Annotated in this window: 26 protein-coding genes; 18 read left to right on the top strand and 8 right to left on the bottom strand. The window is 68.7% G+C overall.

What is annotated here, in order from left to right:
* The first annotated feature begins 41 nt into the window (after window positions 1–41).
* On the top strand, window positions 42–653 hold the full coding sequence (locus tag AC1DGW_RS13365) for a YbhB/YbcL family Raf kinase inhibitor-like protein (RefSeq protein WP_478023759.1): 612 nt from the start codon (window positions 42–44) through the stop codon (window positions 651–653).
* Between the two features lie 162 nt (window positions 654–815).
* On the opposite strand, the gene AC1DGW_RS13360 is transcribed toward AC1DGW_RS13365, so the two are convergent.
* Window positions 816–1,631 carry a DUF4377 domain-containing protein gene (locus tag AC1DGW_RS13360; protein WP_478023757.1) on the bottom strand — a complete coding sequence of 272 codons (816 nt, stop codon included), beginning with the start codon at window positions 1,629–1,631 and terminating at the stop codon, window positions 816–818.
* 160 nt (window positions 1,632–1,791) lie between these two features.
* A complete protein-coding gene (locus AC1DGW_RS13355) occupies window positions 1,792–2,586 on the bottom strand; it encodes an undecaprenyl-diphosphate phosphatase (RefSeq protein WP_478023855.1) in 795 nt (264 codons plus the stop codon).
* A 212-nt stretch (window positions 2,587–2,798) separates the two neighbouring features.
* Here AC1DGW_RS13355 and glnA point away from each other — a divergent pair, with 212 nt between their 5' ends.
* The 7 genes from glnA to AC1DGW_RS13320 all read left to right on the top strand — a co-directional run bounded on the left by glnA (window position 2,799) and on the right by AC1DGW_RS13320 (window position 10,155).
* A complete protein-coding gene (gene glnA, locus AC1DGW_RS13350) occupies window positions 2,799–4,208 on the top strand; it encodes a type I glutamate--ammonia ligase (RefSeq protein WP_478023755.1) in 1,410 nt (469 codons plus the stop codon).
* Between the two features lie 286 nt (window positions 4,209–4,494).
* Complete coding sequence (locus tag AC1DGW_RS13345) at window positions 4,495–4,833, top strand: P-II family nitrogen regulator (RefSeq protein ID WP_055772808.1); 339 nt, start codon at window positions 4,495–4,497, stop codon at window positions 4,831–4,833.
* Window positions 4,834–4,920: 87 nt separating this feature from the next.
* Window positions 4,921–6,264, top strand: coding sequence for an ammonium transporter (locus tag AC1DGW_RS13340; RefSeq protein ID WP_478023753.1), 1,344 nt, complete (start codon window positions 4,921–4,923; stop codon window positions 6,262–6,264).
* A 43-nt stretch (window positions 6,265–6,307) separates the two neighbouring features.
* Window positions 6,308–7,366: a two-component system sensor histidine kinase NtrB gene (locus AC1DGW_RS13335; RefSeq protein WP_478023751.1), complete on the top strand. Its 1,059-nt coding sequence runs from the start codon at window positions 6,308–6,310 to the stop codon at window positions 7,364–7,366.
* Window positions 7,359–8,792, top strand: coding sequence for a nitrogen regulation protein NR(I) (gene ntrC / locus AC1DGW_RS13330; protein WP_478023748.1), 1,434 nt, complete (start codon window positions 7,359–7,361; stop codon window positions 8,790–8,792). The genes AC1DGW_RS13335 and ntrC overlap by 8 nt, the downstream gene beginning before the upstream one ends.
* A 125-nt stretch (window positions 8,793–8,917) precedes the next feature.
* The gene (locus tag AC1DGW_RS13325; RefSeq protein ID WP_478023746.1) at window positions 8,918–9,487 is read left to right on the top strand and encodes a superoxide dismutase family protein; all 570 of its coding nucleotides are present in this window, start codon (window positions 8,918–8,920) and stop codon (window positions 9,485–9,487) included.
* 44 nt (window positions 9,488–9,531) lie between these two features.
* Window positions 9,532–10,155 carry a superoxide dismutase family protein gene (locus AC1DGW_RS13320; protein WP_478023744.1) on the top strand — a complete coding sequence of 208 codons (624 nt, stop codon included), beginning with the start codon at window positions 9,532–9,534 and terminating at the stop codon, window positions 10,153–10,155.
* 81 nt (window positions 10,156–10,236) lie between these two features.
* On the opposite strand, the gene AC1DGW_RS13315 is transcribed toward AC1DGW_RS13320, so the two are convergent.
* A complete protein-coding gene (locus tag AC1DGW_RS13315; RefSeq protein ID WP_478023742.1) occupies window positions 10,237–11,124 on the bottom strand; it encodes a hypothetical protein in 888 nt (295 codons plus the stop codon).
* Between the two features lie 107 nt (window positions 11,125–11,231).
* Here AC1DGW_RS13315 and AC1DGW_RS13310 point away from each other — a divergent pair, with 107 nt between their 5' ends.
* Complete coding sequence (locus AC1DGW_RS13310) at window positions 11,232–12,512, top strand: acetyl-CoA C-acetyltransferase (protein WP_478023740.1); 1,281 nt, start codon at window positions 11,232–11,234, stop codon at window positions 12,510–12,512.
* A gap of 82 nt (window positions 12,513–12,594) precedes the next feature.
* Window positions 12,595–13,926, top strand: a complete 1,332-nt coding sequence (locus tag AC1DGW_RS13305) for a Fic family protein (RefSeq protein ID WP_478023738.1) — start codon at window positions 12,595–12,597, stop codon at window positions 13,924–13,926.
* Window positions 13,927–14,008: 82 nt separating this feature from the next.
* On the opposite strand, the gene AC1DGW_RS13300 is transcribed toward AC1DGW_RS13305, so the two are convergent.
* The 4 genes from AC1DGW_RS13300 to AC1DGW_RS13285 form a co-directional block, all read right to left on the bottom strand.
* Window positions 14,009–14,722 carry an ankyrin repeat domain-containing protein gene (locus AC1DGW_RS13300; RefSeq protein WP_478023735.1) on the bottom strand — a complete coding sequence of 238 codons (714 nt, stop codon included), beginning with the start codon at window positions 14,720–14,722 and terminating at the stop codon, window positions 14,009–14,011.
* Window positions 14,723–14,745: 23 nt separating this feature from the next.
* Window positions 14,746–16,008: a heme biosynthesis HemY N-terminal domain-containing protein gene (locus AC1DGW_RS13295; protein ID WP_478023732.1), complete on the bottom strand. Its 1,263-nt coding sequence runs from the start codon at window positions 16,006–16,008 to the stop codon at window positions 14,746–14,748.
* On the bottom strand, window positions 16,005–16,985 hold the full coding sequence (locus AC1DGW_RS13290; protein ID WP_478023730.1) for a uroporphyrinogen-III C-methyltransferase: 981 nt from the start codon (window positions 16,983–16,985) through the stop codon (window positions 16,005–16,007). Before AC1DGW_RS13290 ends, AC1DGW_RS13295 begins: the two co-directional genes overlap by 4 nt.
* A gap of 97 nt (window positions 16,986–17,082) precedes the next feature.
* The gene (locus AC1DGW_RS13285; RefSeq protein ID WP_478023728.1) at window positions 17,083–17,865 is read right to left on the bottom strand and encodes a uroporphyrinogen-III synthase; all 783 of its coding nucleotides are present in this window, start codon (window positions 17,863–17,865) and stop codon (window positions 17,083–17,085) included.
* A 49-nt stretch (window positions 17,866–17,914) separates the two neighbouring features.
* On the opposite strand from AC1DGW_RS13285, the gene AC1DGW_RS13280 reads away from it, so the two are divergent.
* The 5 genes from AC1DGW_RS13280 (at window position 17,915) to AC1DGW_RS13260 (ending at window position 21,003) form a co-directional block, all read left to right on the top strand.
* On the top strand, window positions 17,915–18,373 hold the full coding sequence (locus tag AC1DGW_RS13280; RefSeq protein WP_478023726.1) for a YiiD C-terminal domain-containing protein: 459 nt from the start codon (window positions 17,915–17,917) through the stop codon (window positions 18,371–18,373).
* Window positions 18,374–18,398: 25 nt separating this feature from the next.
* A complete protein-coding gene (locus AC1DGW_RS13275; protein WP_478023724.1) occupies window positions 18,399–18,827 on the top strand; it encodes a hypothetical protein in 429 nt (142 codons plus the stop codon).
* 67 nt (window positions 18,828–18,894) lie between these two features.
* Entirely contained in the window at window positions 18,895–19,338 is a 444-nt protein-coding gene (locus AC1DGW_RS13270; protein WP_478023722.1) for a rhodanese-like domain-containing protein, read from the top strand.
* A gap of 104 nt (window positions 19,339–19,442) precedes the next feature.
* Window positions 19,443–19,955 (top strand): protein-export chaperone SecB, encoded by a 513-nt coding sequence (gene secB, locus AC1DGW_RS13265; RefSeq protein ID WP_478023720.1) that lies wholly within the window; start codon window positions 19,443–19,445, stop codon window positions 19,953–19,955.
* A gap of 19 nt (window positions 19,956–19,974) precedes the next feature.
* Window positions 19,975–21,003, top strand: coding sequence for an NAD(P)H-dependent glycerol-3-phosphate dehydrogenase (locus AC1DGW_RS13260; protein WP_478023717.1), 1,029 nt, complete (start codon window positions 19,975–19,977; stop codon window positions 21,001–21,003).
* A 160-nt stretch (window positions 21,004–21,163) separates the two neighbouring features.
* Here AC1DGW_RS13260 and AC1DGW_RS13255 read toward each other — a convergent pair whose 3' ends face one another.
* A complete protein-coding gene (locus AC1DGW_RS13255) occupies window positions 21,164–21,736 on the bottom strand; it encodes an OmpO family porin (RefSeq protein WP_478023715.1) in 573 nt (190 codons plus the stop codon).
* A gap of 342 nt (window positions 21,737–22,078) precedes the next feature.
* Between AC1DGW_RS13255 and AC1DGW_RS13250 the strand changes: the two genes are divergently transcribed.
* The 3 genes from AC1DGW_RS13250 to AC1DGW_RS13240 all read left to right on the top strand — a co-directional run bounded on the left by AC1DGW_RS13250 (window position 22,079) and on the right by AC1DGW_RS13240 (window position 23,637).
* Window positions 22,079–22,417 carry a hypothetical protein gene (locus tag AC1DGW_RS13250; protein ID WP_478023713.1) on the top strand — a complete coding sequence of 113 codons (339 nt, stop codon included), beginning with the start codon at window positions 22,079–22,081 and terminating at the stop codon, window positions 22,415–22,417.
* A gap of 4 nt (window positions 22,418–22,421) precedes the next feature.
* The gene (locus AC1DGW_RS13245; protein ID WP_478023711.1) at window positions 22,422–22,838 is read left to right on the top strand and encodes a DUF2231 domain-containing protein; all 417 of its coding nucleotides are present in this window, start codon (window positions 22,422–22,424) and stop codon (window positions 22,836–22,838) included.
* Window positions 22,839–22,941: 103 nt separating this feature from the next.
* Window positions 22,942–23,637: an RNA polymerase sigma factor gene (locus AC1DGW_RS13240; RefSeq protein WP_478023709.1), complete on the top strand. Its 696-nt coding sequence runs from the start codon at window positions 22,942–22,944 to the stop codon at window positions 23,635–23,637.
* Window positions 23,638–23,656: the final 19 nt, after the last annotated feature.

The raw sequence follows: 23,656 nt of genomic DNA, 5'->3' as shown, positions 1-23,656 counted from the left end.
GGCGCCGGCCATGGGCCGGCGCATCCCATCAGGAGAAGGCAATGAAACTGAGCAGCCAGAGTTTTGGCAACGGCGAGCCGATCCCGGCCGGATACGCCGCCGGCGACGCCAGCGGCTTCGCCGCGAACCGCAACCCGCAGCTGGCCTGGAGCGATGTGCCGGCCGGTGCGCGCTCGTTCGCGCTGGTCTGCGTGGACCCGGATGTCCCGACCGTGCCGGAGCTGGTCGGCCGCGACGACGTCACCATCCCGCTGGAGCAGCCGCGCGGCGAGTTCATCCACTGGGTGATGGTGGACATTCCCGCGTCGCTGCGCGAGATCGCCGCCGGCAGCTGCAGCGAAGGCTTCACCGCGCGCGGCAAACAGCCGCCGGTGGGCCCGGCCGGCGCGCGCCAGGGCGTGAACGACTACACCGCCTGGTTCGCCGGCAACCCGGACATGGCCGGCCTCTACCGCGGCTACGACGGTCCGTACCCGCCGTTCAACGACGAGCGCGTGCACCGTTACTTCTTCCGCCTGTTCGCGCTGGACGTGGAACACCTGCCGGTCGAAGGCGATTTCACCGCTGCCGACGCGCACCGCGCCATGCACGGCCACGTGCTGGCCGAAGCCACGGTGCATGGCACCTACACGCTCAATCCGGCCCTGGCCTGATCTCCGCAGGAGCACTCGTAGGAGCGCACTTCAGTGCGCGATGAGGCTCTACCGGGAAAGCCCCCTCGCGCACTGAAGTGCGCTCCTACAGGGCGCTCCTGCAGAGCAAAACGAAGGGCGCCGCAAGGCGCCCTTCGTCATTTCCAGGTGTGGCGATGCCGGTTACTTCTTCACCGTTTCCGAACCGACCACCATGTCCAGCACGTAGGCCTGCGAGGACGCGTCGGCCGGCGGGTTCTTCACCGCATAGCGCTTGACCCGCAGCACATTGCGCACGCCGTCCTCATGGGCATAGCCCTCGATGCCGTCGTAGAAATTGCTGAACTCGCCGCGCTTGCCCTGTTCCAGGCCCTTGTCGTCGTAGTGCACTTCGCGCACCTGCAGGCACTGCTTGTCGGGGATCAGCGGGTGCGGGCAGGGCTTGGTCTGTGCATCGACTTCGAGGAACACCGTCTCGCCCGGGCCGCCATAGCGGGTCTCGGCGGTCGGCTCGCCGCGGAAGCTCAGCACGTCGCCGGTGGCGCTGGTCAGCTTGAGCGTGGAGGCGTCGAGCTGATCGATCTTCAGCGTGCCTTCCAGGCGGCTGCCCACGGCCTGGTCCAGCGCCATCAGCGCCTGGTCGGTGCAGGCCATCATCGTCGAGGCCATGCGCGAGACGGTCATCTCGCTGCCGGCCAGGGTGTAGCCGCCGCCCATGCGGTTGCAGGCGTTGTCCACGGAAAGGCGGCCATCAACGAAATTCAGCGTGACCGGCTTGTCGGCGCGCACGAACAGTGCGTCGATGCGCTTGCCGGCGCTGTCGGTGGCGTTGTCGAGCACCCAGTGGCTGGCGCCGAGCTGCTTGCCGTCGACCGGCGCGGCCGCAGCGGCCGGCGCGGTGTCGGCCGCGGGCGTGGCGTCGCCCTGGGCGGTGGAGGGGGTGTTGTTGCAGGCAGTCATCAGGGCGATGGGCAGGGCCAGCAGCAGGATGCGCTTCATGTCGTACTCCTTGGGAAGCATGTGGAAAGGATGGATGGGAAAAAACCGCCTGGAGCGGTTTTTCGACATCGCGGCAGCGATGGCCGGAGGGGGCCGCCATGGATGGAGGGCATGCAAACGTATGACAGCCGGCTGCGGGGTCGCCGGTGGCTTTCCGCATTCAGTTTCCAGCAGGCAGGAACAGCAGCAGCGCGGCGCCCAACGCCAGCCTGTATATCGCGAACCACGTGAAGCGATGGTGCTTGATGTAGCCCAGCAGCCACTTCACCACCACGAAGCCGGTGATCACGGCGGCGGCGAAGGCGATGCCGACATCGCCCCAGTCCTGGTGGCCGAGCTGGCCGTGGCGGGCCAGTTCGAGGAAGGCATAGGCGCTGGCCGCGAACATGGTCGGGATGCCGACCAGGAACACGAACTCGGCCGCAGCCGAGCGCCGGCTCAGGCCCAGCAGCATGGCCAGGAAGATCGCCGCGGCCGAACGCGAGGTGCCCGGGAATATGCCGGCCACCACCTGCGCCAGGCCCACGCCGACGGCGACCCTCCAGGTAACGGTGTCGCGGTCGGGCAGGCGTGCGGCGAAGCGCTCGGCCAGCAGCATCCAGACGCCGCCGATGACCAGTGCCCAGGCCACCGGCGTGACCGTCTCCGGCAGCTGCCAGCCGGCCAGGCGCACCGGCAGGCCGACCACCGCGGTCACCAGGAAAGCGGTGCCCAGCTTCAGTACGTAGTCGCGGTTCCCGCGTTCGCCCAGGCCGGTGCCCAGCGACCACAGCCGCTGCCGGAACACCAGGGCGACGGCGAGGATGGCGCCGGCCTGGATGACGATGTTGAAGAAGTCCGAGCGGGCGCCGAGCCAGCGTTCGGCGATCAGCAGGTGGCCGGTGCTGGAAACGGGCAGGAATTCGGTGAGGCCTTCGAGAATGCCAAGCAGCAGGGCGGAAATCGGGTCGGACATGGGCGTGGGATGGCTGAGGACCGGCAGAGGATAGAGCATCAAGCTTTCTGCACCCATACAGTGCGTCTCTTCATGAAATGCACCTTTTTGGTGCAATTCGGTGCTCGTGGATCTACCGGATTCCTTTGGAAACAATGGCTTGCGAATCATTGGAAGTTGGCATGCGAGTTGCTTTGATCAAGGCACGCCACTCCCATCCGAGGTTTTGCCCGATGTCCCTGGAAAATATCGAGAAGCTGATCAAGGACAACCAGATCGAGTTCATCGATCTGCGTTTCGTCGACATGCGCGGCATCGAGCAGCACGTGACCTTCCCGGTCTCCATCGTCGAGCCGTCGTTGTTCGAGGAAGGCAAGATGTTCGATGGCAGCTCGATCGCCGGCTGGAAGGGCATCGCCGAATCGGACATGGTGCTGCTGCCGGATCCGGACAGCGCCTACCTGGATCCGTTCTACGCCGATCCGACCCTGGTGCTGACCTGCGACGTGCTCGATCCGGCCACCATGCAGGGCTACGGCCGCTGCCCGCGCGGCATCGCCAAGCGCGCCGAGGCCTTCCTGAAATCCTCGGGCATCGCCGACCTGGCCTTCTTCGGCCCGGAGCCGGAATTCTTCATCTTCGACTCGGTCCAGTTCGCCAATGACATGGGCCACACCTTCTTCAAGATCAACTCCGAGGAAGGCGCCTGGAACACCGGCAAGAGCTACGAAGGCACCAACAGCGGCTACCGCCCGACCGTGAAGGGCGGCTACTTCCCGGTGCCGCCGACCGATTCGCTGCACGACATCCGCGCCGAGATGTGCAAGGTGCTGGAAAAGGTCGGCATCGAGGTCGAAGTGCACCACCACGAAGTGGCCAACGCCGGCCAGTGCGAGATCGGCGCCAAGTTCAACACGCTGGTCACCAAGGCCGACGAACTGCAGCGCATGAAGCACGTCATCAAGAACGTGGCGCACCGCAACGGCAAGACCGTCACCTTCATGCCCAAGCCGCTGGTCGGCGACAACGGCAGCGGCATGCACGTGCACCAGTCGCTGGCCAAGGAGGGCAAGAACCTGTTCTCCGGCGACGGCTACGGCGGCCTGTCGCAGATGGCGCTGTGGTACATCGGCGGCATCTTCAAGCACGCGCGCGCCATCAACGCCTTCACCAATTCCGGCACCAACAGCTACAAGCGCCTGGTGCCGGGCTTCGAGGCGCCGGTGATGCTGGCCTACTCGGCGCGCAACCGCTCGGCCTCGTGCCGCATCCCGTGGGTGTCCAACCCGAAGGCGCGCCGCATCGAGATGCGTTTCCCGGACCCGATCCAGTCCGGCTACCTGACCTTCACCGCGCTGATGATGGCCGGCCTGGACGGCATCCGTAACCAGATCGACCCCGGTGCTCCTTCGGACAAGGACCTGTACGACCTGCCGCCGGAAGAAGAGAAGCTGATCCCGCAGGTCTGCTCCTCGCTCGACCAGGCGTTGGAGGCGCTGGACAAGGACCGCGAGTTCCTCAAGGCCGGCGGCGTGATGAGCGACGACTTCATCGATGCCTACATCGCGCTGAAGATGAAGGAAGTGACCGCGTTCCGCGCGGCCACCCACCCGCTGGAGTACCAGCTGTACTACGCCAGCTGATGAGAGGCGGCCGCATCGCGCGGCCGCCCACCCCCTTGCCGCCGGCAACGGCGGCGATGGCAAAGTCCCTCCCTCCCGCTTTCGCCATCGCCGCCACCCGGCGGCAAACCCCGGCAACACCCAGGCAGTGGCAAGAGAACCCGGAAACGCGCCGCGCGGGCCAGCCTTCCTCCCCGCGTCACCGGCCCGCAGCGCATCCGGCGCAACGCCAGCGGCCGTTTCCTGGCCGATGGATGACACGATGCCGGCCCGCGACGGCCGGTCTCCTCCACATCGGGACCCGCGCATGAAACTGATCTCCGCCATCATCCGCCCGTTCAAGCTCGACGAAGTGCGCGAAGCCTTGGGCGCGGCCGGCGTTTCCGGCATCACCGTCACCGAGGTCAAGGGCTTCGGCCGGCAGAAGGGCCACACCGAGTTGTACCGCGGCGCCGAGTACGTGGTCGATTTCCTTCCCAAGATCCGCATCGAAACCGCCGTCACCGACGACAACGTGGATGCGGTGATCGAAACCCTGCAGGCGGCCGCCGGTACCGGCAAGATCGGCGACGGCAAGATCTTCGTCACCCCGCTCGAGCAGGTGGTGCGCATCCGCACCGGCGAAACAGGCGCCGACGCGCTCTGACAACCCGCTGACGCCCCGTCCTCCGGTGGCGGCTGCCGCCGGGCAACGGCAGGCCGCCAGCAGCTTCCCCCACAACCGGAGTCGACAATGCGAACGGAAATTTTCACCGGGCCCAAGGCCCGGGTCGGTGGTCTGTGCCTGTCATCCGCATCCGCCGGCCTTGCGCTGGCGATGCTTCCCCTGGCTGCATCGGCGCAGGAAGCCGCGCCCGCGTTCGACCGTGGCGACGTGGCCTGGATGCTCACTTCAACGCTGCTGGTGCTGATGATGGTGGTGCCCGGGCTGGCGCTGTTCTACGGCGGCCTGGTGCGCGCCAAGAACGTGCTGTCGGTGCTCAGCCAGGTGCTGGTGGTGTTCTCGCTGGTGCTGCTGCTGTGGGTGGCCTACGGCTACAGCGTGGTGTTCAGCGCGGGCAACGCGCTGTTCGGCTCGTTCACGCAGTTCGCCTTCCTCCGCGGCTTCGGCCCGGAATCGGTGGGCAACACGCCCATCGCCGGCCTGCCGGACTATCTGTTCGTGGCCTTCCAGTCCACGTTCGCCGGCATCACCACAGCCCTCATTGTCGGCGCCTTCGCCGAGCGCATCCGCTTCCGCGCGGTACTGCTGTTCTCGGCGCTGTGGTTCACCCTGGGCTATCTGCCGATGGCGCACACCGTCTGGGGCGGCGGCTGGTTGGGCGAAATGGGCGCCATCGACTTCGCCGGCGGCACCGTGGTGCACATCAATGCCGGTGTCGCCGGACTGGTGGCGGCATGGTTCGTCGGCAAGCGCCTGGGCTACGGCCACGTGGCCTTGAAGCCGCACAACCTGCCCTTGACCTGGCTCGGCGCGATGCTGCTGTGGGTGGGCTGGTTCGGCTTCAACGCCGGCTCGGCGGCCGCCGCCGATACCGTGGCATCGCTGGCCTTCATCAACACCGTGCTGGCCACCGCGGCGGCGGTGCTGGGCTGGACGCTGGTGGAAGCGGTGACCAAGGGCCATCCCTCGGCGCTGGGCGCGGCATCGGGCGCGGTCGCCGGCCTGGTCGGCGTGACCCCGGCCTGCGGCACGGTGGGGCCGCTGGGCGCCATCGTGATCGGCTTGGTCACCGGCATGCTCTGCGTATGGGGTGTCACCGGGCTCAAGCGCCTGCTGCGGGTCGACGACACCGCCGACGTGTTCGGCGTGCATGGCGTCGGTGGCATCGTCGGGGCGATCCTCACCGGCGTGTTCAGCGCACAATCGCTCGGCGGCACCCGGGCAGGACTGGATATCGCGCACCAGCTGTGGGTGCAGGCGGTCAGCGTCGGCTTCACCGTGCTGTGGAGCGCGGCGATCACCGCGCTGGTCCTGCTGGCAGTGCGCGCGTTGGTCGGCCTGCGCGTGAGCGAGGAAGCCGAGCGCACCGGCCTGGACATCAGCAGCCATGGCGAATCGGCCTACGAGGCCTGAGCAGGAGTCGGCAGGGCGGCCGGCTTTGCACTACATTGGTGCAATGCGCGATACCGGATCCCTGCCCACTGCCGACATGATGGCCACGCCCCTGGTGTGGGCCGCGGCGGACGGCCGCATCGCCGGGGCGAATCCAGCGTTCTGCCGCTGGCTGGGCGTCAGCGTGCGGCGCCTGCTGGGTCAGCCGCTGGCTTCGCTGGAGAGCCAGGGAGACGACCTGGCCGAAAGGCTGGGGCACCGTGACGGCACCGATGCCACGCGCCTGCCGCGGCTGGCGCTGGCGTTGCCCGGCGAGCGTGCCCGTTTCGCCGAGGGCTGGCTGACGCCGCTGGACGCCGGTGGCTGGCTGCTGGAGGCGCATCCGGTGGACGAGTTCGCCGCGCCCGATCCGGCGCAGGTGCTGCCCGGCGCGTTCGCCGCCGCGCTCAAGGGGCTGGCCCATGAACTGCGCAATCCGCTGGCCGGGCTGAAAGGAGCGGCGCAGCTGCTGGCGCGCCGCGCGGGCAACCGCGATGCCGCCGAAAGCGAACTGATCGACCTGATCGGCGCCGAGATCGAACGTCTCAACGCCCTGCTCGAGCAGCTGCTGTCGCCGGCGCCGCAGCGGCCGCACGCGCCGCTCAACATCCATGCCGCACTCGAACGCGTGCTGCGCCTGGCCGAGAACGAGGCCGGCTGGGCCCTGCAGCTGCAGCGCGATTACGACCCGAGCATCCCCGAATTCGCCGGCGACGCCGACCGCCTGACCCAGGCGCTGCTCAACCTGGTGCGCAACGCGATCCAGGCCGGCGCCACCCGCATCGTGCTGCGCACCCGCGTCGAACATGGCGTGCGCGTCACCGAGCATGCCTCGCCGCTGGCGCTGCGCCTGGAAGTGGCCGACGACGGCCGCGGCGTACCGGACGACCTGGCCGAACACTTGTTCCTGCCGCTGGTCAGCGGCCGCGCCGAAGGCACCGGCCTCGGCCTGGCGCTGGCGCAGCAAGTGGCGCGCGAGCACCGCGGCACGCTGAGCTTCCGCTCGCGCCCCGGGCATACCGTGTTCACCCTGCTGCTGCCGTTGCCGGCCACCGGCGAGGAAAAGGAGGTGGCCGATGCCTGATGCCGCCGCGTCTGCGGCCACGATCTGGGTGGTGGACGACGACCGCGCGGTGCGCTTCGTCCTGACCACCGCGCTGCGCGATGCCGGCTACACCGTGGAGGGTTTCGACAGCGCCGCGGCGGCGCTCGATGCCCTGGCGCGGCAGCCGGTGCCCGACCTGCTGTTCACCGACGTGCGCATGCCCGGTGACGACGGGCTGGTCCTGCTGGAAAAGCTCAAGGCCGCGCATCCGCAGCTGCCGGTCATCGTGATGTCGGCCTACACCGACGTGGCCAGCACCGCCGGCGCGTTCCGCGGCGGCGCGCATGAATTCCTGTCCAAACCGTTCGACCTGGACGACGCGGTGGAACTGGCGCGCCGCGCGCTGCCAGAACCCGAGCCGCGCGCGGAAACGGCGCACGCGGCCGCGCCGGGCAACGAAGCGCCGCAGCTGATCGGCGACACCCCGGCCATGCGCGCGCTGTTCCGCGCGATTGGGCGCCTGGCGCAGGCGCCGTTGTCGGTACTGATCAACGGCGAGACCGGCACCGGCAAGGAACTGGTGGCCAACGCGCTGCACCGCGAATCGCCGCGCGCGCGCGGCCCGTTCGTCGCGCTCAACACCGCCGCCATTCCCGCCGAATTGCTGGAGAGCGAACTGTTCGGCCACGAGGCCGGCGCCTTCACCGGTGCGAGCAAGCGCCATATCGGCCGCTTCGAACAGGCCCATGGCGGCACCCTGTTCCTGGACGAGATCGGCGACATGCCGCTGCCGCTGCAGACGCGGCTGCTGCGCGTGCTGGCCGAAGGCGAGTTCTTCCGCGTCGGCGGGCGCGAGCTGATCCATGTCGATGTGCGCGTGGTCGCCGCCACCCACCAGGACCTGGAGGCGCTGGTCGAGCAGGGCCGCTTCCGCGCCGACCTGCTGCATAGGCTGGACATGGTGCGGCTGTGGCTGCCGCCGCTGCGCGAACGAATGGACGACGTGGCGACGCTGGCTGCGAACTTCCTGGCCAATGCCGCGCGTCGCCTCGATATGCCGCCCAAGCGCCTGTCCGGCGCCGCCGTGCAGGCACTGCGCCAGCACGACTGGCCCGGCAACGTGCGCGAACTGGAGAACGTGTGCTGGCGCCTGGCCGCCCTGGCGGTGGCCGACACCATCTCCGCGGCCGACGTGCAGGCGGCGCTGGCCCGTGGCGGCCGCGCGCGCGTGGCCGATGCAGCGGTCGCGCCCGCACAATGGGACCGGGCGCTGGCGCAATGGGCGCGGCAACGCCTGGCCGAAGGTGCCAGTGGCCTGCATGCTGAAGTGCGCGAGCGCATGGAGGCGGTGCTGCTGGAAGCCGCGCTGGCCGCCACCGATGGACATCGCGGCGACGCCGCGGCACGGCTCGGCCTCGGCCGCAACACGGTCACGCGGAAGCTGGGGCCGGGGCGGAAACGCTGAGCCGCGCTCGACCCGCGGGCATCGAACAGGCATCTTTGCAGGGCTTCACGAACGAGACCGCGCCAGCGTTCCATCCTGCAGGACGGATGGGCGCCGCGCCGGCTGCACACTGCAAGGAGTGATACATGCGTCTTCGCTTTTCCCTGACGACTCTCGTCGGCACCGCCCTGTTGGCCGGTTGCGGCACCCGTCCGCCCGTCAAGCCGGAAGCGCCACCGGTGCCGGCGGCGGTCAGCACCGCGCGGATGGCCGAAGCGAATCTCGCGCCCGCCTCGGCCAGCTTGGTCAGTGGACGCGTCGCACTGGTGCCGGAAGCCGGCGGCGTGCACATCACCGGCGTGATCGGCGGCCTGCAGCGCGGCCGCCAGGCCGCATTCCACGTGCACGAGAAGGGCGACTGCAGCGCGGTGGATGCCGGCAGCGCTGGTGGCCACTTCAATCCGTCGGCGCAGGCGCATGGCCGTACCGGCGGCGGCGCGCATCATGCCGGCGACATGGACAACCTGCTGGCCAACGCCGAAGGCGTCGTGCACGTGGACGTACACCTGCGCGGCGTTACCCTTGGCGGCGGCGCGGCCAACGACATCGCCGGCCGCGCCCTGGTGGTCCATGCCGACGCCGACGACTACCACAGCCAGCCGGCGGGCAACGCCGGCGCCCGGGTCGCCTGCGGCGTGATCCACGTCACCCGCTGAATGCGGCGATCCGGCCGTTCCAGTTCAACGAAGGGAGTACGACGATGCGTTTGATCCACACCAGCCTGTTCCTCGCCAGCGCCCTGGCGCTGAGTGCCTGCAAGCAGGACGCCGAGCCCGCTGCTACACCCGCCGACGTTGCCAGCGCGCCGGCGCCGGCCGCCGATCCTGCCGCGCCGCCAGCCATGGAGCCCGCGGCAGCCAGCGCAGCGGCCGTTGCCACCGCCGACCTGCAGCCGACCAAGGACAGCACCGTCAAGGGCAGCATCCGCTTCACCGTCGTGGACGGCAGGCTGCATGCCAGCGGCGACATCAGCGGCCTGAAGCCGGGCAGCGAGCACGGTTTCCACATCCACGAGAAGGGCGACTGCAGCGCGCCGGACGGCACCAGCGCCGGCGGTCACTTCAACCCGGGCAATGCCGAGCACGGCAGCATCGACGCGACCGCGCACCATGGCGGCGACATGCCCAACATCGTCGCCGACGCGCAGGGCAATGCGCACGTCGACGGGCCGGTATCGAGCAACGTCAACGCCGGCAAGGGCGATGGCTTCGACATCATCGGCCGCGGCCTGATCGTCCATGCCGACCCGGACGATTACCACAGCCAGCCGACCGGCAATGCCGGCGCGCGCCTGGCCTGCGCGGTGATCAGCAAGGCTGAATAAGGCTTCCGCTGCACCAACGGAAAACGCCGGCGGATGCCGGCGTTTTCATTCGAAGCTGGCTGGCGCCGGCCTGCCGGGCCGTCAGCGCGCCATCACCACGCGCGCATCCTGCCCCGCTTCGACATGCACGTACAGCACGTCCAGCCCATGCGCTTCGAGCACCGCGGCCATCTGCCGCTGGCGCATCAGATACTGCTCGTAGATGCGCTGCAGGCGGTCGCAGTCGTTCTTGTCCTGCGCGTAGTACGCGCACCAGCCGGCCGGGTCGAACAGCGCCATGCGCACCTCGCTGCCGGCATAGCGCAGCAGCGGCTCGGGCGCGGCGTCCAGCCACTGCTCGCGCTCCGGCGAGAACATCGCCGTTTCCAGCACCGGCCATAGTCCGGTCAGGCCCTGGTTGTCGTACTGCATGGCCATCATCGCGGCCAGGTCGTTGACGGTGAAATAGCGCGCGTGCTCGACCTGCGCGCCGAATGCGTTCTGCGCCAGCAGCGCGGTATCGGCCTGGGCCATGCCGTTGGCCAGCAGCACGTCTTCCAGTGCGTCGCGGGTTTCGGCCAGCAGCGCGGCATCGCTGCCGGTCAGCACGAACGGCAATACGCGCAGGCCGCCACCGGTGAGCGCCGGGTCGGCCTGCAGGGGCAGGGGCACGTCGCCGGCCGCGTCGGCGCCGAAGGCGAGCAGGCGCGGTCCCTGGTTGCGGCCGGGGGCGCGCATCTGCAGCTCTTCCAGGCGCCGGTGGATAGGCCAGCCCGGGCGCAGCACCTCGGCCGGGTCGAAATGCGCCGCGGCCAGCACCAGGTCCAGCCCGCTGGCCTGCGGTACCAGTTTCTGAAGGTCGCGGCCCACCAGCGCGGCCAGTTCGCCGGCCTGCCCGGAAGGCAGCGCCGCGAGCCGGGGCTGCTGGCCGCCGGCCAGTTCCAGTGCCATCACGCCCAGTGCGTTCATGTCGGGGTTGGAATTGCTCATGGTTCGCGGTTGGCCCGTCACAGGCTCGAAGCTACACTCGATGTCCATTATGCCTGCTGCCGCAGGCAGGTCCGCGTCGCCTTCCCCCACCAGCCCCAGGTAACCGCATGTCCAGCGCCCGTCCCGTCGCCATCCTCGGTGGTGTCCGCATCCCGTTCTGCCGCCAGAACACCGCCTACGCGGATGTCGGCAATCTCGGCATGTCGGTGCGCACGCTCGGCGCGCTGGTCGAGCGCTTCGGCCTGCATGGGCAGCAGCTCGGCGAAGTGGCGATGGGCGCGGTGATCAAGCATCCCAGCGACTGGAACCTCGGCCGCGAGGCCGCGCTGTCCTCCGGGTTGTCGCCGCTGACCCCGGGCATCACCCTGCAGCGCGCCTGCGGCACCTCGCTGGACAGCATCATCACCGTGGCCAACAAGATCGCCCTGGGCCAGATCGACTCGGGCATCGGCGGCGGTTCGGACACCACTTCCGACGTGCCGATCGTCTACGGCAAGAAGCTGCGCGGGCGCCTGCTGGCCGCCAACCGCGCCAAGACCACCGGCGACAAGGTCAAGGCGCTGTTGTCCGGTTTCCGCCTGTCCGAGCTCAAGCCCGAGTTCCCCGGCGTGGCCGAGCCGCGCACCGGCAAGAGCATGGGCGACCACTGCGAGGACATGGCCAAGGAGTGGAACATCTCGCGCGATTCGCAGGACGAGTGGGCGGTGTCCTCGCACAGGAAACTGGCCGCCGCCTACGAGCGCGGTTTCTTCGGTGACCTGATCGCGCCGTTCCGCGGCGTCGAGCGCGACAACATCCTGCGTCCTGACACTTCGCTGGAGAAGCTGGCCACGCTGAAACCGGCATTCGACAAGACCTCCGGCCGCGGCACGCTCACCGCGGCCAACTCCACGCCGCTGACCGATGGCGCCGCCGCGGTGCTGCTGGCCAGCGAGGAATGGGCGCGGGCCCACGGTCACGAACCGCTGGCGTACCTGCGCGACGCGCAGGTGGCGGCGGTGGATTTCGTACACGGCGAAGGCCTGCTGATGGCGCCGACCATCGCCGTGCCGGAGATGCTCCGGCGCAACGGCCTGACCCTGCAGGACTTCGACATCTACGAAATCCACGAGGCCTTCGCCGCGCAGGTGCTGTGCACGCTGCGCGCCTGGGAGAGCGAGGACTACTGCCGCAACCGCCTGGGCCTGGATGCGCCGCTGGGCCGCATCGACCCGGAGAAGATCAATCCGCTGGGTTCGTCGCTGGCCACCGGCCACCCGTTCGCCGCCACCGGCGCGCGCATCGTCGCCACCGTGTCCAGGGAACTGGCCGAACGCGGCGGCGGCCGCGCGCTGGTGTCGATCTGCACCGCCGGTGGCATGGGCGTGGTGGCGATCATCGAGCGATAAATATTCATAAAACAACAAGTTAAGTTGAAATTGGTGATTTGATACTAAATTGATGTAAATTAGTAGTAGATTGACAGGTGTCATGAAGATACCTGTCCAGCCGCCGTCTTTCCTCGGCTTGTTGCATGCCCACTCCCAAGGTTTGGGTGACCTGCTGCATCGACGCATCGGGCCGGAGGTCCGGGGTGTCTATGAACATTGGGACCATCTGCGCCATCTCACGCCGCCACAAGGGCTGACGGTCGAACAATGGTGGCTGGGCATCAAACTGGCCCGGAATGCCTCCGCACGCGATCTACCGCTGCGGGACCGGGAAGGGCGGCAGTTCCGCCTTGCCGTTACCGACTCGATGGCGAGCAGGCTGCACACCATCACCCAGCAGGCATCCGGCTCGTTGCGGGGACTGGATCAGATCGAGGATGAGCGCGCCCGGCAGAAATTCGTGCTGCGTTCGCAGATCGAAGAAGCCATGACATCCTCGCAGCTGGAAGGCGCGGGCACCACGCGAGCCGTTGCCAAGGAGATGCTGCGCAGCGGCCGTGATCCCAAGGATCGCGGCGAGCGGATGATCTTCAACAATTTCCTCGCCATGCAGGAATTGAGGCGCTGGAAGGACCAGCCTTTGACGCCGGATGCGGTGTTCGAGATCCACCGTCTGGTGACCGATGGGACGCTGGAGGACGCGGGCCAAAGCGGCAGGCTGCGCACACAGGTGGACAACGTGGTGGTGGAAGACGAGGAGGGGCGCGTGCTGCACATGCCGCCTCCCGCCCACGAGTTGCCACAGCGCCTGCAGGCGCTATGCGACTTTGCCAATGGTGTGGGTGAGGAAGGCTTCCTGCATCCGGTGGTGCGGGCTATCGCCCTCCATTTCCAGATTGGCTACGACCATCCCTTCTGTGACGGCAATGGCCGGACTGCACGCGCGCTGTTCTACTGGTCGATGCTCCGCTCCGGCTATTGGCTGAGTGAATTCCTGTCGATTTCCAGCGTTTTCAAACAGGCCAAGGCGCAATACCTACGCTCCTATCTGTACACCGAAACAGACGAATCGGACCTGGGCTATTTTGTCGATCACCATCTGGATGTCATCGCCCAGGCGATTGACGGACTGCACGGCTATCTCGCCAGAAAGGTCCAGGAGCGCAGCCATGCAGAAACCCTGCTCAAGCCAACCTCACGACTGGGTGCGAAATTGAACCACCGGCAGCGCGAGCTGCTGCTCGATGCCGTGCGGCACCCCGGCAAGGTGTATCGGATCGACCGGCACATGCAGGCGCATGGCGTCACCTACCAGACTGCCAGAACCGACCTTGCCGCATTGGCGGAGTTGAAACTGATGCGTCGCCAGCAGATCGGCAAAGCGTTCATCTATACGCCGGTCGCGAATCTGGCCGAAAAGTTGAAGGCGTGAGCGGGATGAGCGCGTGTCGTGATCGGTCCGGCGGGTGCAAACCGTTGCCGCTTCTATCGAAGTACCGCGAAATTCTGCTGCCTCAACGGTCGGCGCTGTTCAGGCGCATGCCGAGTCTGATCGCCGATTGCCGGGTCTTTTCGTCCGGCGAGGTGCCGGCCGCCAGCAGCAGGTCCACCATCGGCTGGTTGCGGCAGCCGACGGCATAACGCAGCGCCGTGGCGCCGCTGCCGGCCGCGAGGTACGGTGATGCGCCGGCCTGGAGCAGGACGCGGGCCATGTCGAGCCGGTTGTTGGCCGCAGCGACGATCAGGGCGCTGGCGCCGGACTCGTTGGTCGTATCCGGCGCCGCGCCGCGCGCCAGCAGGTAATCGAGCACCTGCCGCGAGCCGGCATGGACCGCATCCTGCAACAGACCGCCAGCGCGTTCCTGCAGGGGATGGCCGCTGGCTTCCATGCGTTCGAGCATGGCCACGTCGTCGGCGAAGGTCGCCAGGATCAGTGGATCGAGCCAGCTGCGTTCGGTCAGCAGGGCGGGGTTGACGGACGCCGCAACGAGCGTGGGATCGGGCGACTCGGGCAAAGGGGGCTCGACGCTTGCCAATGCGGCGCTGATGGCGCTGCGTTGCGCCTCGGTCGGCAGCCCCAATGCGCAGACATTGCCGGAAGTGCGGGTGTTTTCGTATTGATGGCCCAGGACATCAAATGCCAGTGCGCGCGCCTGCGCGTAGCGGCTTTCCGCGAGCGCGGGCGAGGTGGAAAGTACCAGCAGGGCGAGTGTGGCCAGTTTCTTCATGGGCGTCCTCGAGCGAGAGGTGTTCAACCAGGCAAGCGCGGGAAACCATGCCTGTCGCGCTCTTCGGCCACGGCATGGTCCTGGATCTGCTGGCGCAGGTCGCGGCGCTGCAGCGGTTGCGTGGTGTGCCCGCGGCGATGGTGCAGCGCGTTGAGCAGGCACTGCCGGGCCAGCGCGTCCTCGCCGGCGGCGGCGAAGCCTTCGCCCAGTTCTTCCCAGGCCTCGATGCCGGCACCCTGGGCGATGGCGCGGTGCAGGAACTCCTCGGCCTGCGTCCATTGGCCCTGGCCGCGCGCCAGGCGCCCCAATGTCAGCAGCAGCGCCGGGCTGGACGGATGCGACTGCAGCCAGCGCTGTGCGCTGGCGCGGCGCGAATCGAGCTTGTCCACCGGCAGTTCGCCATAGAGCGCGATCAAGGCTTCGTCCCAGTGGCTGTCCAGCGCCTGCTCGATGCTGTGCAGGGCCGCGTCGTTCCAGTTCAGCGCCACCGCGCGACCGGCGTAGCGCGACACCGCCGCCGGCGTGCCGCGCAGCGCCCTGGGCAGGACTTCCCAGCGTGCGGCCAGCGTGTTCACGTCGGTGGCCTCATCTAGCATCTGCAGGGCGAGCCGGGTTTCCAGCGCGGCCAGGGTGTCGGCCGGCACCGCCTGCTGCTGGCGCAGCGCGCCGAGCTGGCCGTAGGCGTCCTCGGCACGGCCGGCGCGGGCCAGCGCGTCGGTGCGCAGCCACAGTCCGCGCGGCGGCAGTGGTTGGATGGTCGGCAGGTCCAGGGCGTCAATGGCCTGCTGCGGCTTGTCCAGCTGCAGCCAGCGCTCGGCGCTGTGCAGCGCGTGCAGGGTGGCGTCCAGCGCGCCCAGCTGCTGCAGGTGCTGGCCGGCGCTGGCGGCATCGCCCCGTGCTTCGGCTGCGCGCATCGCCGCGACCAGCGCGATCGGGCGCACCTCTTTTTCGCTGGCGGCGCTGACCAGCAGTTTTTCCGAGCGCTGCCATTGCCCGCTGTCCAGGGCCTGCAGGCCGTCGATCAGCCGTGCGCGGCCCTGGCGGCGACGGTAGCGTGCCCAGGTGCGGAACGGCGCGCTGAGCAGGGTCCACAGCAGCCACAGCAGCAATCCGACGATCAGCAGGGCCAGCAGCGCCTGCGGCAGGGTGGCGATGTAGTCGTTGCCGCCGGCGCGCACGATCACCTCGCCGATGCCGCGTACCGACTCCTGCCCCAGCCACTGCGCGCCGAGGATGCCGGTGGCGGCCACCAGCAGGACGATCACCAGCGAACGGAATGCCTTCATGGCGCCACCTTCCCGTCGCGCATGCCGCGCAGTTGCTGCAGGGTACTGCCCAGCTCCGGCAGGGCGATGCGCAGGTCGACCCTGCGCAGTTCCGCCAGGGCATGGCGCTGATTGCGCCGCTGCGGCGAATCCGGCCACAGCCGCAGCAGCCAGCCGTCCACGCGTTGCAGCGCCTGTTGCCAGCCCTCGCTATCGCCACGTTCCAGCGCGGCGCGGGCCAGGCTCAGTTCGATCTGCAGCGCATCGCCGGCGGCGATGCGTTCGGAACGGGCCACCAGCACCTGCGGGTCGGCCGGGCGGATCTGCACCAGTGGCGAGAGCATCTGCTGCCACCACGATGGCCGCGCGTCGGCCACCTCTCCGCCCTGTTCCGGCAGGGAATCCAGCGCTCCGGCCCACTGCGTGAGCTGGCCGGCGGTGCGGGCGCGGACGCCCGGGCCGAGCGCGTCCACCGCGGTGCGTTCCTGCAGCAATGCCTGCCGCAGGTTGAGGTAGCCGGGGCTGTCCATGCTCTCCAGCACGCCGGCGGCCAGCGCATACAGATGGCGGGCGCCGTCCAGATCGCCGGCATAGGCCAGGCGCTGCTGCGCCTGGCTGAGCAGCAGCTCGGCCTCCTCGCGGCGCACCGCCTGCGCGCCCTGGCGCGAATGGTCGGCCAGGCGCGCGACGTTCTCCTCCAGCAGCGCGTTGCGCTGGCCCAGGCCGAGCACTTCGTCGCGCAGGATGCGGTTGGTGGCGGCGACGTCCTGCAGGCCGCGCGCGTTGGCGCGCTGGTCGCGGCGCAGCGCCTCCACCGACTGCTGCAGCGCCGCCAGCTGCTGGCCGGCGGTGGCGCGGTTGTGTTCGGCCAGGCGCTGCTCCGCCTGCCAGCTCCGCCAGCCGAACCAGGCGGCCGCGGCCAGCGCGGCGGACAGCAGGATGGCGATGATCCAGCGCGCCGTGCGGCGCTGCGGGGAGGGGGATGAATCGTCGTTCATGGGGGTACGGCATCCTTGGCAGGCCGCCCAGCGGGCGGCGGCGGTGCGCTTCAAGCATCGCCCGCGATGCCGCGCGGCTGCAAGCCGTCCGGCCGTTTCAGGCCATGGTGGGGAACAACGCCTCTTGGGCAGCGTCGGCGAGCTGGCCCGGCAGGGGGCCGGCGGCCACGTGCGCATGGGCGAAGCCGAGCGTCGTGGCCAGTTCCGTGAGCCGCGCGCTGGCGGCGACCACCGGCTGCTCCTGCCAGCGTCGGCGCAGGGCGGGCGGCAACTGTGGCAGCACGCGTTCGAGTGCTTCGCCGCTGCTTACCGCCAGCACGGTGGGGGCATCCAGCGCCTGCAGGCGCGACCACAGCGCCGCCGGAACCTGCAGCGGCACGCGTTCGTAGACATCCACGCGCAGCAGCTGCGCACCCCGCGCCTGCACCTGGGCGGCGATCATGCCGCGGCCGCCGGGCGCGGTGATCAGCGCCACTCGTTTCCCTTCCAGGTCGGCCATGGCCGACAGCGCCAGCAGGCCCTCGCTGTCCATGCGCTCGGGCGCCTGCACGGCGGCAGCGCCATGCCGCATCAGCGTGCGGGCCGTGCCCTGGCCGACGGCGACGAGGCTGCCGGCCTTCAACTGCCCGAGCGGCATCAGCCGGGCGGCAGCGGTGGCGGCCGCCGGGCTGGTGAAAACCAGCCGGTCGCAGGCCTGCGCCTGAAGCAATTGGTCGCGGGTCGCGGCATCGTCGCGGATCCGCAGCCGCCACGGCGAAACCGCCACCGTGCGCGCGCCGTGGCGGGCTGCGGCGCGACGCAGCCCGTCGTGCTGGCCGGAAGGACGCAGGGAAATCAGATACCAGGCCGTGTCGGCCGGCACATAGGCGCGGCTGTTCATTCCATGCATTATGCGGGCGCTTCCCGTTTCCTGTTCCCGCACGATCCCCATGTCCGATACACCCGACCGCGACACCCTGCTGCATCGACTGCAGGCCACCCTCGATGCGATGCCGCCGGTCGCGGCGATGGGCATCCGCATCGCCGGCTACGCCGATGGCGCGCTGCGCCTGCAGGCGCCGCTGGCCACCAACGTCAACGACAAGGGCAATGCCTTCGGCGGCAGCCTCGCGTCGGTGATGACCCTGGCCGGCTGGGCGCTGGTAAGCCTGCGCCTGTCGCTGGCCGGGCATGACGCCGAGGTCTACGTCGCCGACAGCAGCATCCGTTACCGGGCGCCGGTCTATGGCGACCTGGACGCCACCGCGCGCGCGGCCCCGGATGAGGACTGGGACGCCTTCCTGGCCCTGTTCGACAAGCGTGGCCGGGCGCGCATCACCGTGCGCGCGCAGATCGAGGGTGGCGCCGCGGAGCTGGAAGGGCGCTTTGTGGCCCTGGCCAAGGGGTAGGATGGTGCGGTTCCGGGGAGACACCATGCACCGACGACTCATCCAGTCCGCCCTCGTCCTGCTGCTGGGCATGGCCATGACCGCCCAGGCCGCCGGCCCCAGCCGCAGCCAGCGCAACAAGCTGACCCAGACCCAGGATGCCTACGTGGCGGCGGTGCGCTGGAGCGACTTCGAGGCCGCCGAGGGATTCATCGACCCGGAATACTGGCGGGCGCATCCGCTGACCGACCTGCAGCGCGAACGCTATAAACAGGTGCAGGTATCCAACTACCGCGAACGCTCCAACGGCGTTGCTGCGGATGGCGCGGTCGAGCGCCGGGTGGAGATGGGCGTGATCAACCGCAATACCCTGGCCGAACGCACGGTGATGGTGACCGAACGCTGGCGCTGGGACCCCGAAGCCAAGCGCTGGTGGCAGGCGCAGGGGCTGCCGGACCTGTGGCAGGGCCAATAGGCGGGGCTGGCCGTCCCGCGGCCGGCTTGTGCGACAATCGCCGCCCGCTTGTCTACCCGTGACCCGAGTGAATTACGAAGAGCTGCTGGCCTTCGCTGGCCGAAACCCGATGCTGTCGCTGGCCTTCGCCGGCCTGACCATCGCCATCATCGTCACCGAGATCGCACGGCTGTTCCGCGGCTACAAATCGATCAAGCCGGCCGAACTGACCCGCCTGATCAATGCCGGCGACGCGGTGGTGATCGACCTGTCGGCGGGCAGCGACTTCGAGAAGGGCCACATCACCGGCAGCCGCAACGTGCAGCCCGCCCAGCTGACCCCGACGCACAAGCTGCTGGCCTCGGCCAGGCAGTCCCCGGTGGTGCTGGTGTGCCGCACCGGCACCGGCACTGCCTCGTCCAATGCCGCCAAGGTGCTGAAGAAAGCCGGTTTCGAGCAGGTATCCGTGCTCGATGGTGGCATCGCGGCGTGGCAGGCGGCGGACCTGCCACTGGTCAAGGGTCGCGGCTGAGCCTTCATTTGACGTTAAGCCCTTGTGCGGGGCCGATGCCGCCCCCATCGCAGGTCCTGTAACAATCCCATTCAACGAACGAACCGTTCTGGAGTCATAGAGAAATGTCCGAAGAGAACAACAACGCCGTTCCGGCCGAAGCCAACAACGGCCCGGCGTTCACCGTCGAGAAGATCTACGTCAAGGACGTTTCCTTCGAATCCCCGAACTCGCCGACCATCTTCAACGAGAACGTGCAGCCGGACCTGCAGCTGAACCTGAACCAGAAGGTGCAGCGCCTGTCCGAGAACGCCTTCGAAGTGGTGCTGGGCGTGACCCTGACCTGCAAGGCCGGCGACAAGACCGCCTACGTGGCCGAAGTGGAGCAGGCCGGCGTGTTCGGCCTGATCGGCCTGGAGCCGCAGGCGATCGACGTGCTGCTCGGCACCCAGTGCCCGAACATCCTGTTCCCGTACGTGCGTTCGATGGTGTCGGAACTGATCCAGGCCGGCGGCTTCCCGCCGTTCTACCTGCAGCCGATCAACTTCGAAGGCCTGTACGCCGAAACCCTGCGCCAGCGCCAGCAGCAGGCCGACGGCGCTTCGCTGGCCGACTCCGAGCCGGCCGGCAACGCCTGATCGGCGTCCATCCCTGCGGATGAGTACCAACGACGCGGAAAAGATCGCCGTTCTCGGCGCGGGCTCCTGGGGCACCGCGCTGGCCAGCCTGCTGGCCCGGCACGGTCACCCGACCGTGCTGTGGGGACGCGACACGAACGTGGTCGAGGCGATCGACCGTCGTCACGAGAATCCCCGGTACCTGCCGGGGATTCCGCTGCCCGATTCCCTGCGCGCCAGCACCGATCTGGCCGGTACCGTCGCCGGTGCCCGCTGGATCCTGGTGGTGGTGCCGTCGCATGCCTTCGGCGAAACCGTACGCATTTTGGCGCCGCTGCTGCCGGCCGGTGCCGGCGTGGCCTGGGCGACCAAGGGCTTCGAGCCCGGTTCCGGTCGCTTCCTGCATGAGGTCGCGCGCGAAGTATTGGGCCCGGACGTGCCGCTGGCAGTGGTCACCGGCCCGTCCTTCGCCAAGGAAGTGACCCTGGGCCTGCCCACGGCGATCACCGTCCACGGCGACGATGCCGTGTTCACCCAGCAGGTCGCCGACGCCATGCATGGCCCGGCGTTCCGTGCCTATACGGGCGACGACATGGTCGGCGCCGAACTGGGCGGGGCCATGAAGAACGTGCTGGCGGTGGCTACCGGCGTGGCCGATGGCATGCAGTTGGGCCTGAACGCCCGCGCCGGCCTGATCACCCGTGGCCTCAACGAAATGCTGCGGCTGGCCGCGGCCATCGGCGGCAAGCCCGAGACCCTGATGGGCCTGGCCGGGCTGGGCGACCTGGTGCTCACCAGCACCGGCGACCTGTCGCGCAACAGGCGGCTCGGCCTGGCGCTGGGGCGTGGGCAGAGCCTGCCGGAAGCGGTGAAGGAGATCGGCCAGGTGGTCGAGTCGGTGCAGACTGCCGATGAGGTCATGCGTCAGGCCGGTCGCCACGGCATCGATCTGCCGATTTCCAAGGCGGTGCAATCGGTGCTGCACGGCGAACTGAGTCCCTCAGATGGCCTGAAGCAACTGCTGGCCCGCGAACAGAAGCCGGAATACCCGGAAACGCTGTTCAAGTAGGAATCGGTGAAGATGAGCGAAAAAGCCCGGCAATGCCGGGCTTTTTTTGTGGCATCCGGGAGAACGCGGCGGCCGGAAAAGAAAGAGCCCGGTCGTGGGGACCGGGCTCCGGAGGCGCGGGGGAGAGAGAGCACGCGCCTTGAAACGATGTACTAGTGGCTTACCAGGTGAAGCGCGGGCCGACGAACCACTCCTTGTCGCCGCCCTTGCCCAGCTTCACTTCGCCGCTCACGCCCCAGTTCGGGGTGAACTTGGCGGCGGCGCCGACGCGGCCGTAGAACTCGCCGTCGGGGTTGTAGCCGGCCTTCTTGCTGTAGTCCTCGTAGCCGGCCAGGGCATAGCCTTCGATCATCGGGGTGAAGGCGGTACGCACGCCGACCTCGGCGCTGTAGCCATTGAGGGTCGGGGCATGCTGCAGGTCGAAGCGCTGGTAGGCCACGCGGGCCAGCAGGTCGGTGTTCGGGGCGACGCCGTAGTTGTAGCCCACGCCCACGCGCCACTGGTCGACGTCATTCTTGAACTTGTCGGTCTCCTGGGCGCTGTAGTCGCCGAAGACATGGAAGTTCGGGTGCACGGCCACCGAACCCTTCACCTTCCAGCCATCGGCGTCGCCGCCCTTGGCATCGGTGTTCACGTAACCACCTTCCACGTAGTTGTAGGACAGGCCATCGGTCGCCGAAGCAGCGAACGGCAGGGCGGCCAGCAGGCCCAGAGCGATCAGGGAAGTCTTCATTACGGATTACCTTTTTATTTTGGTTTGATCGACCTGGCGGCAATGGCTTGCCGGTCGACAGGTGTGAATTATCCGTTAGCCGACGGAATCGCCCCTGAATATCAAACTGACCAGTACATAAATTAGGCGGCGTCGACGGGAACTTGTGCCGCGCAGGTGGAATACGGCTTCGCGCCTGCTTCAGCAACCGGTTCCGTCCGGACATCCCGCGGATCCCGGCTGCATCGGGAACGCAATGCGCGCTGCCCGCATCAGACAGGACAAGGAGCAGCGGAATCCCGGTTCGATTGCGGATTCCCCTCCCGGAGGTCGCTTGCCCACATCACCCACCGGAGCCGTCCCATGCTTGCCCATGCCCTGATCGTCTTCGCGGTCGCCGCCCTCGGCGGCCTGGTCCTCGCCGCGCACGTCCTGCGCGGGAAGTTCGCGCCCTGGGCGCTGTCGCTGCTGCATGCGGCGCTGGGCGCCACCGGGCTGGCCCTGCTTGTCGTGCTGCTGGTCCGGGGTGCCGCCTCCCAGCCGGTCGTGGCCGGCCTGGCGGTATTGCTGCTGGCCGCGCTTGGCGGGTTCTTCCTCGCTTCGTTCCACCTGCGCCGGAAGCTGCCGCCCAAGGCGGTGGTGGTCATCCATGCCGGCGTCGCCGTCGCCGGCTTCCTTGTGCTGCTCAGCCAGGTGCTCTGACGCCATGCGCCATCCCCTGCATCCGGCGCTCGTGCATTTCCCGGTAGCGTGCTGGTCGCTGGCCGTGGCGGCCGATGTCGCCGGCCTGTGGCTGGGGGAAAGCGCATGGCGGTGGTCCAGCGGCCTGCTGGTCGTCGGCAGCGCCATGGCGCTGTTGGCGATGCTGGCGGGCCTGCTGGAGCTGTCGCAGGTGCCCGAGGGCGTACCCATGCGCGACGCCTACGTGCACATGACCGCCATGCTGCTGGCGTTCGTTCTGTTCACGGCCCGCCTGCTCCTGAGGCTGGAACACGGCCATCCCCTGCCACCGGACATGCCGGCCCTGCTGCTGGACGCCGCGGGTGCCGCCGCGCTGGTGGTCGGTGGCTGGTTTGGCGGACGATTGGTGTACGGCCATGGCGTCGGTCGCGGACGGCCTTGAGCCGGCGCGACCACGATGCTTCATCCGATCGACCCCGACCCCTGCCCTGGAGAGGCGCATCAACACCCCGCCCGCCACGGATGAATCGCCGCAGACCCCGGGCATGTCGGAATTGTCCGAAGCCGAGCTGATCGCACGCGCAATTGCAGGCGATGGTCGTGCCTTCGAGAGCCTGATGCGCCGGCACAACCGGCTGCTGTTCCGCACCGCACGGAGCATCGTCAGGGACGACGCCGATGCGGAAGATGTCGTCCAGGAGGCGTACCTGCACGCCTGGCGGGCGCTGCGCGGCTACCGGACGGAGAGCCATCTTTCGACCTGGCTGGTGCGTATCGCCATCAACGAAGCCCTGGGCCGTCGGCGCCGGAAAAGCGCGGAGGTCATCCCGCTGGAAACTGCCATGGCCGACCACGATTCCGACATCCAGTCCCGGCTTGCCGACGCACCCGAACGCGGCCCCGAACCGTCGCTGATGCGCGGGCAGATGCGCAGGTTGATGGAGGCACGCATCGACCAGCTTCCGGAGGCGTTCCGGCTCGTGTTCGTGCTGCGCGCGGTCGAGGAAATGAGCGTGGAGGAAACCGCGCAGGTGCTGCGGATACCGGAGGCGACCGTCAGGACGCGCTTTTTCCGGGCGCGCAGCCAGCTGCGCGAGAGCCTGGCCCGGGAAGTGGATACCGCACTCGCTGACGCCTTCAGTTTCGACGGCGCGCGCTGCGACCGCATCGTCGCGCGGGTGCTGGCGAAAGGGAGGGAGGAAGGATGGGCGTTGCCGTCTCCGTCATCGACGCCGGACTGAGCAGCCGCCGGCCCGGTTC

The sequence above is a fragment of the Stenotrophomonas sp. 05N423 genome (assembly GCF_056397145.1).
This window is presented reverse-complemented; position numbering and strand designations above follow the sequence as displayed.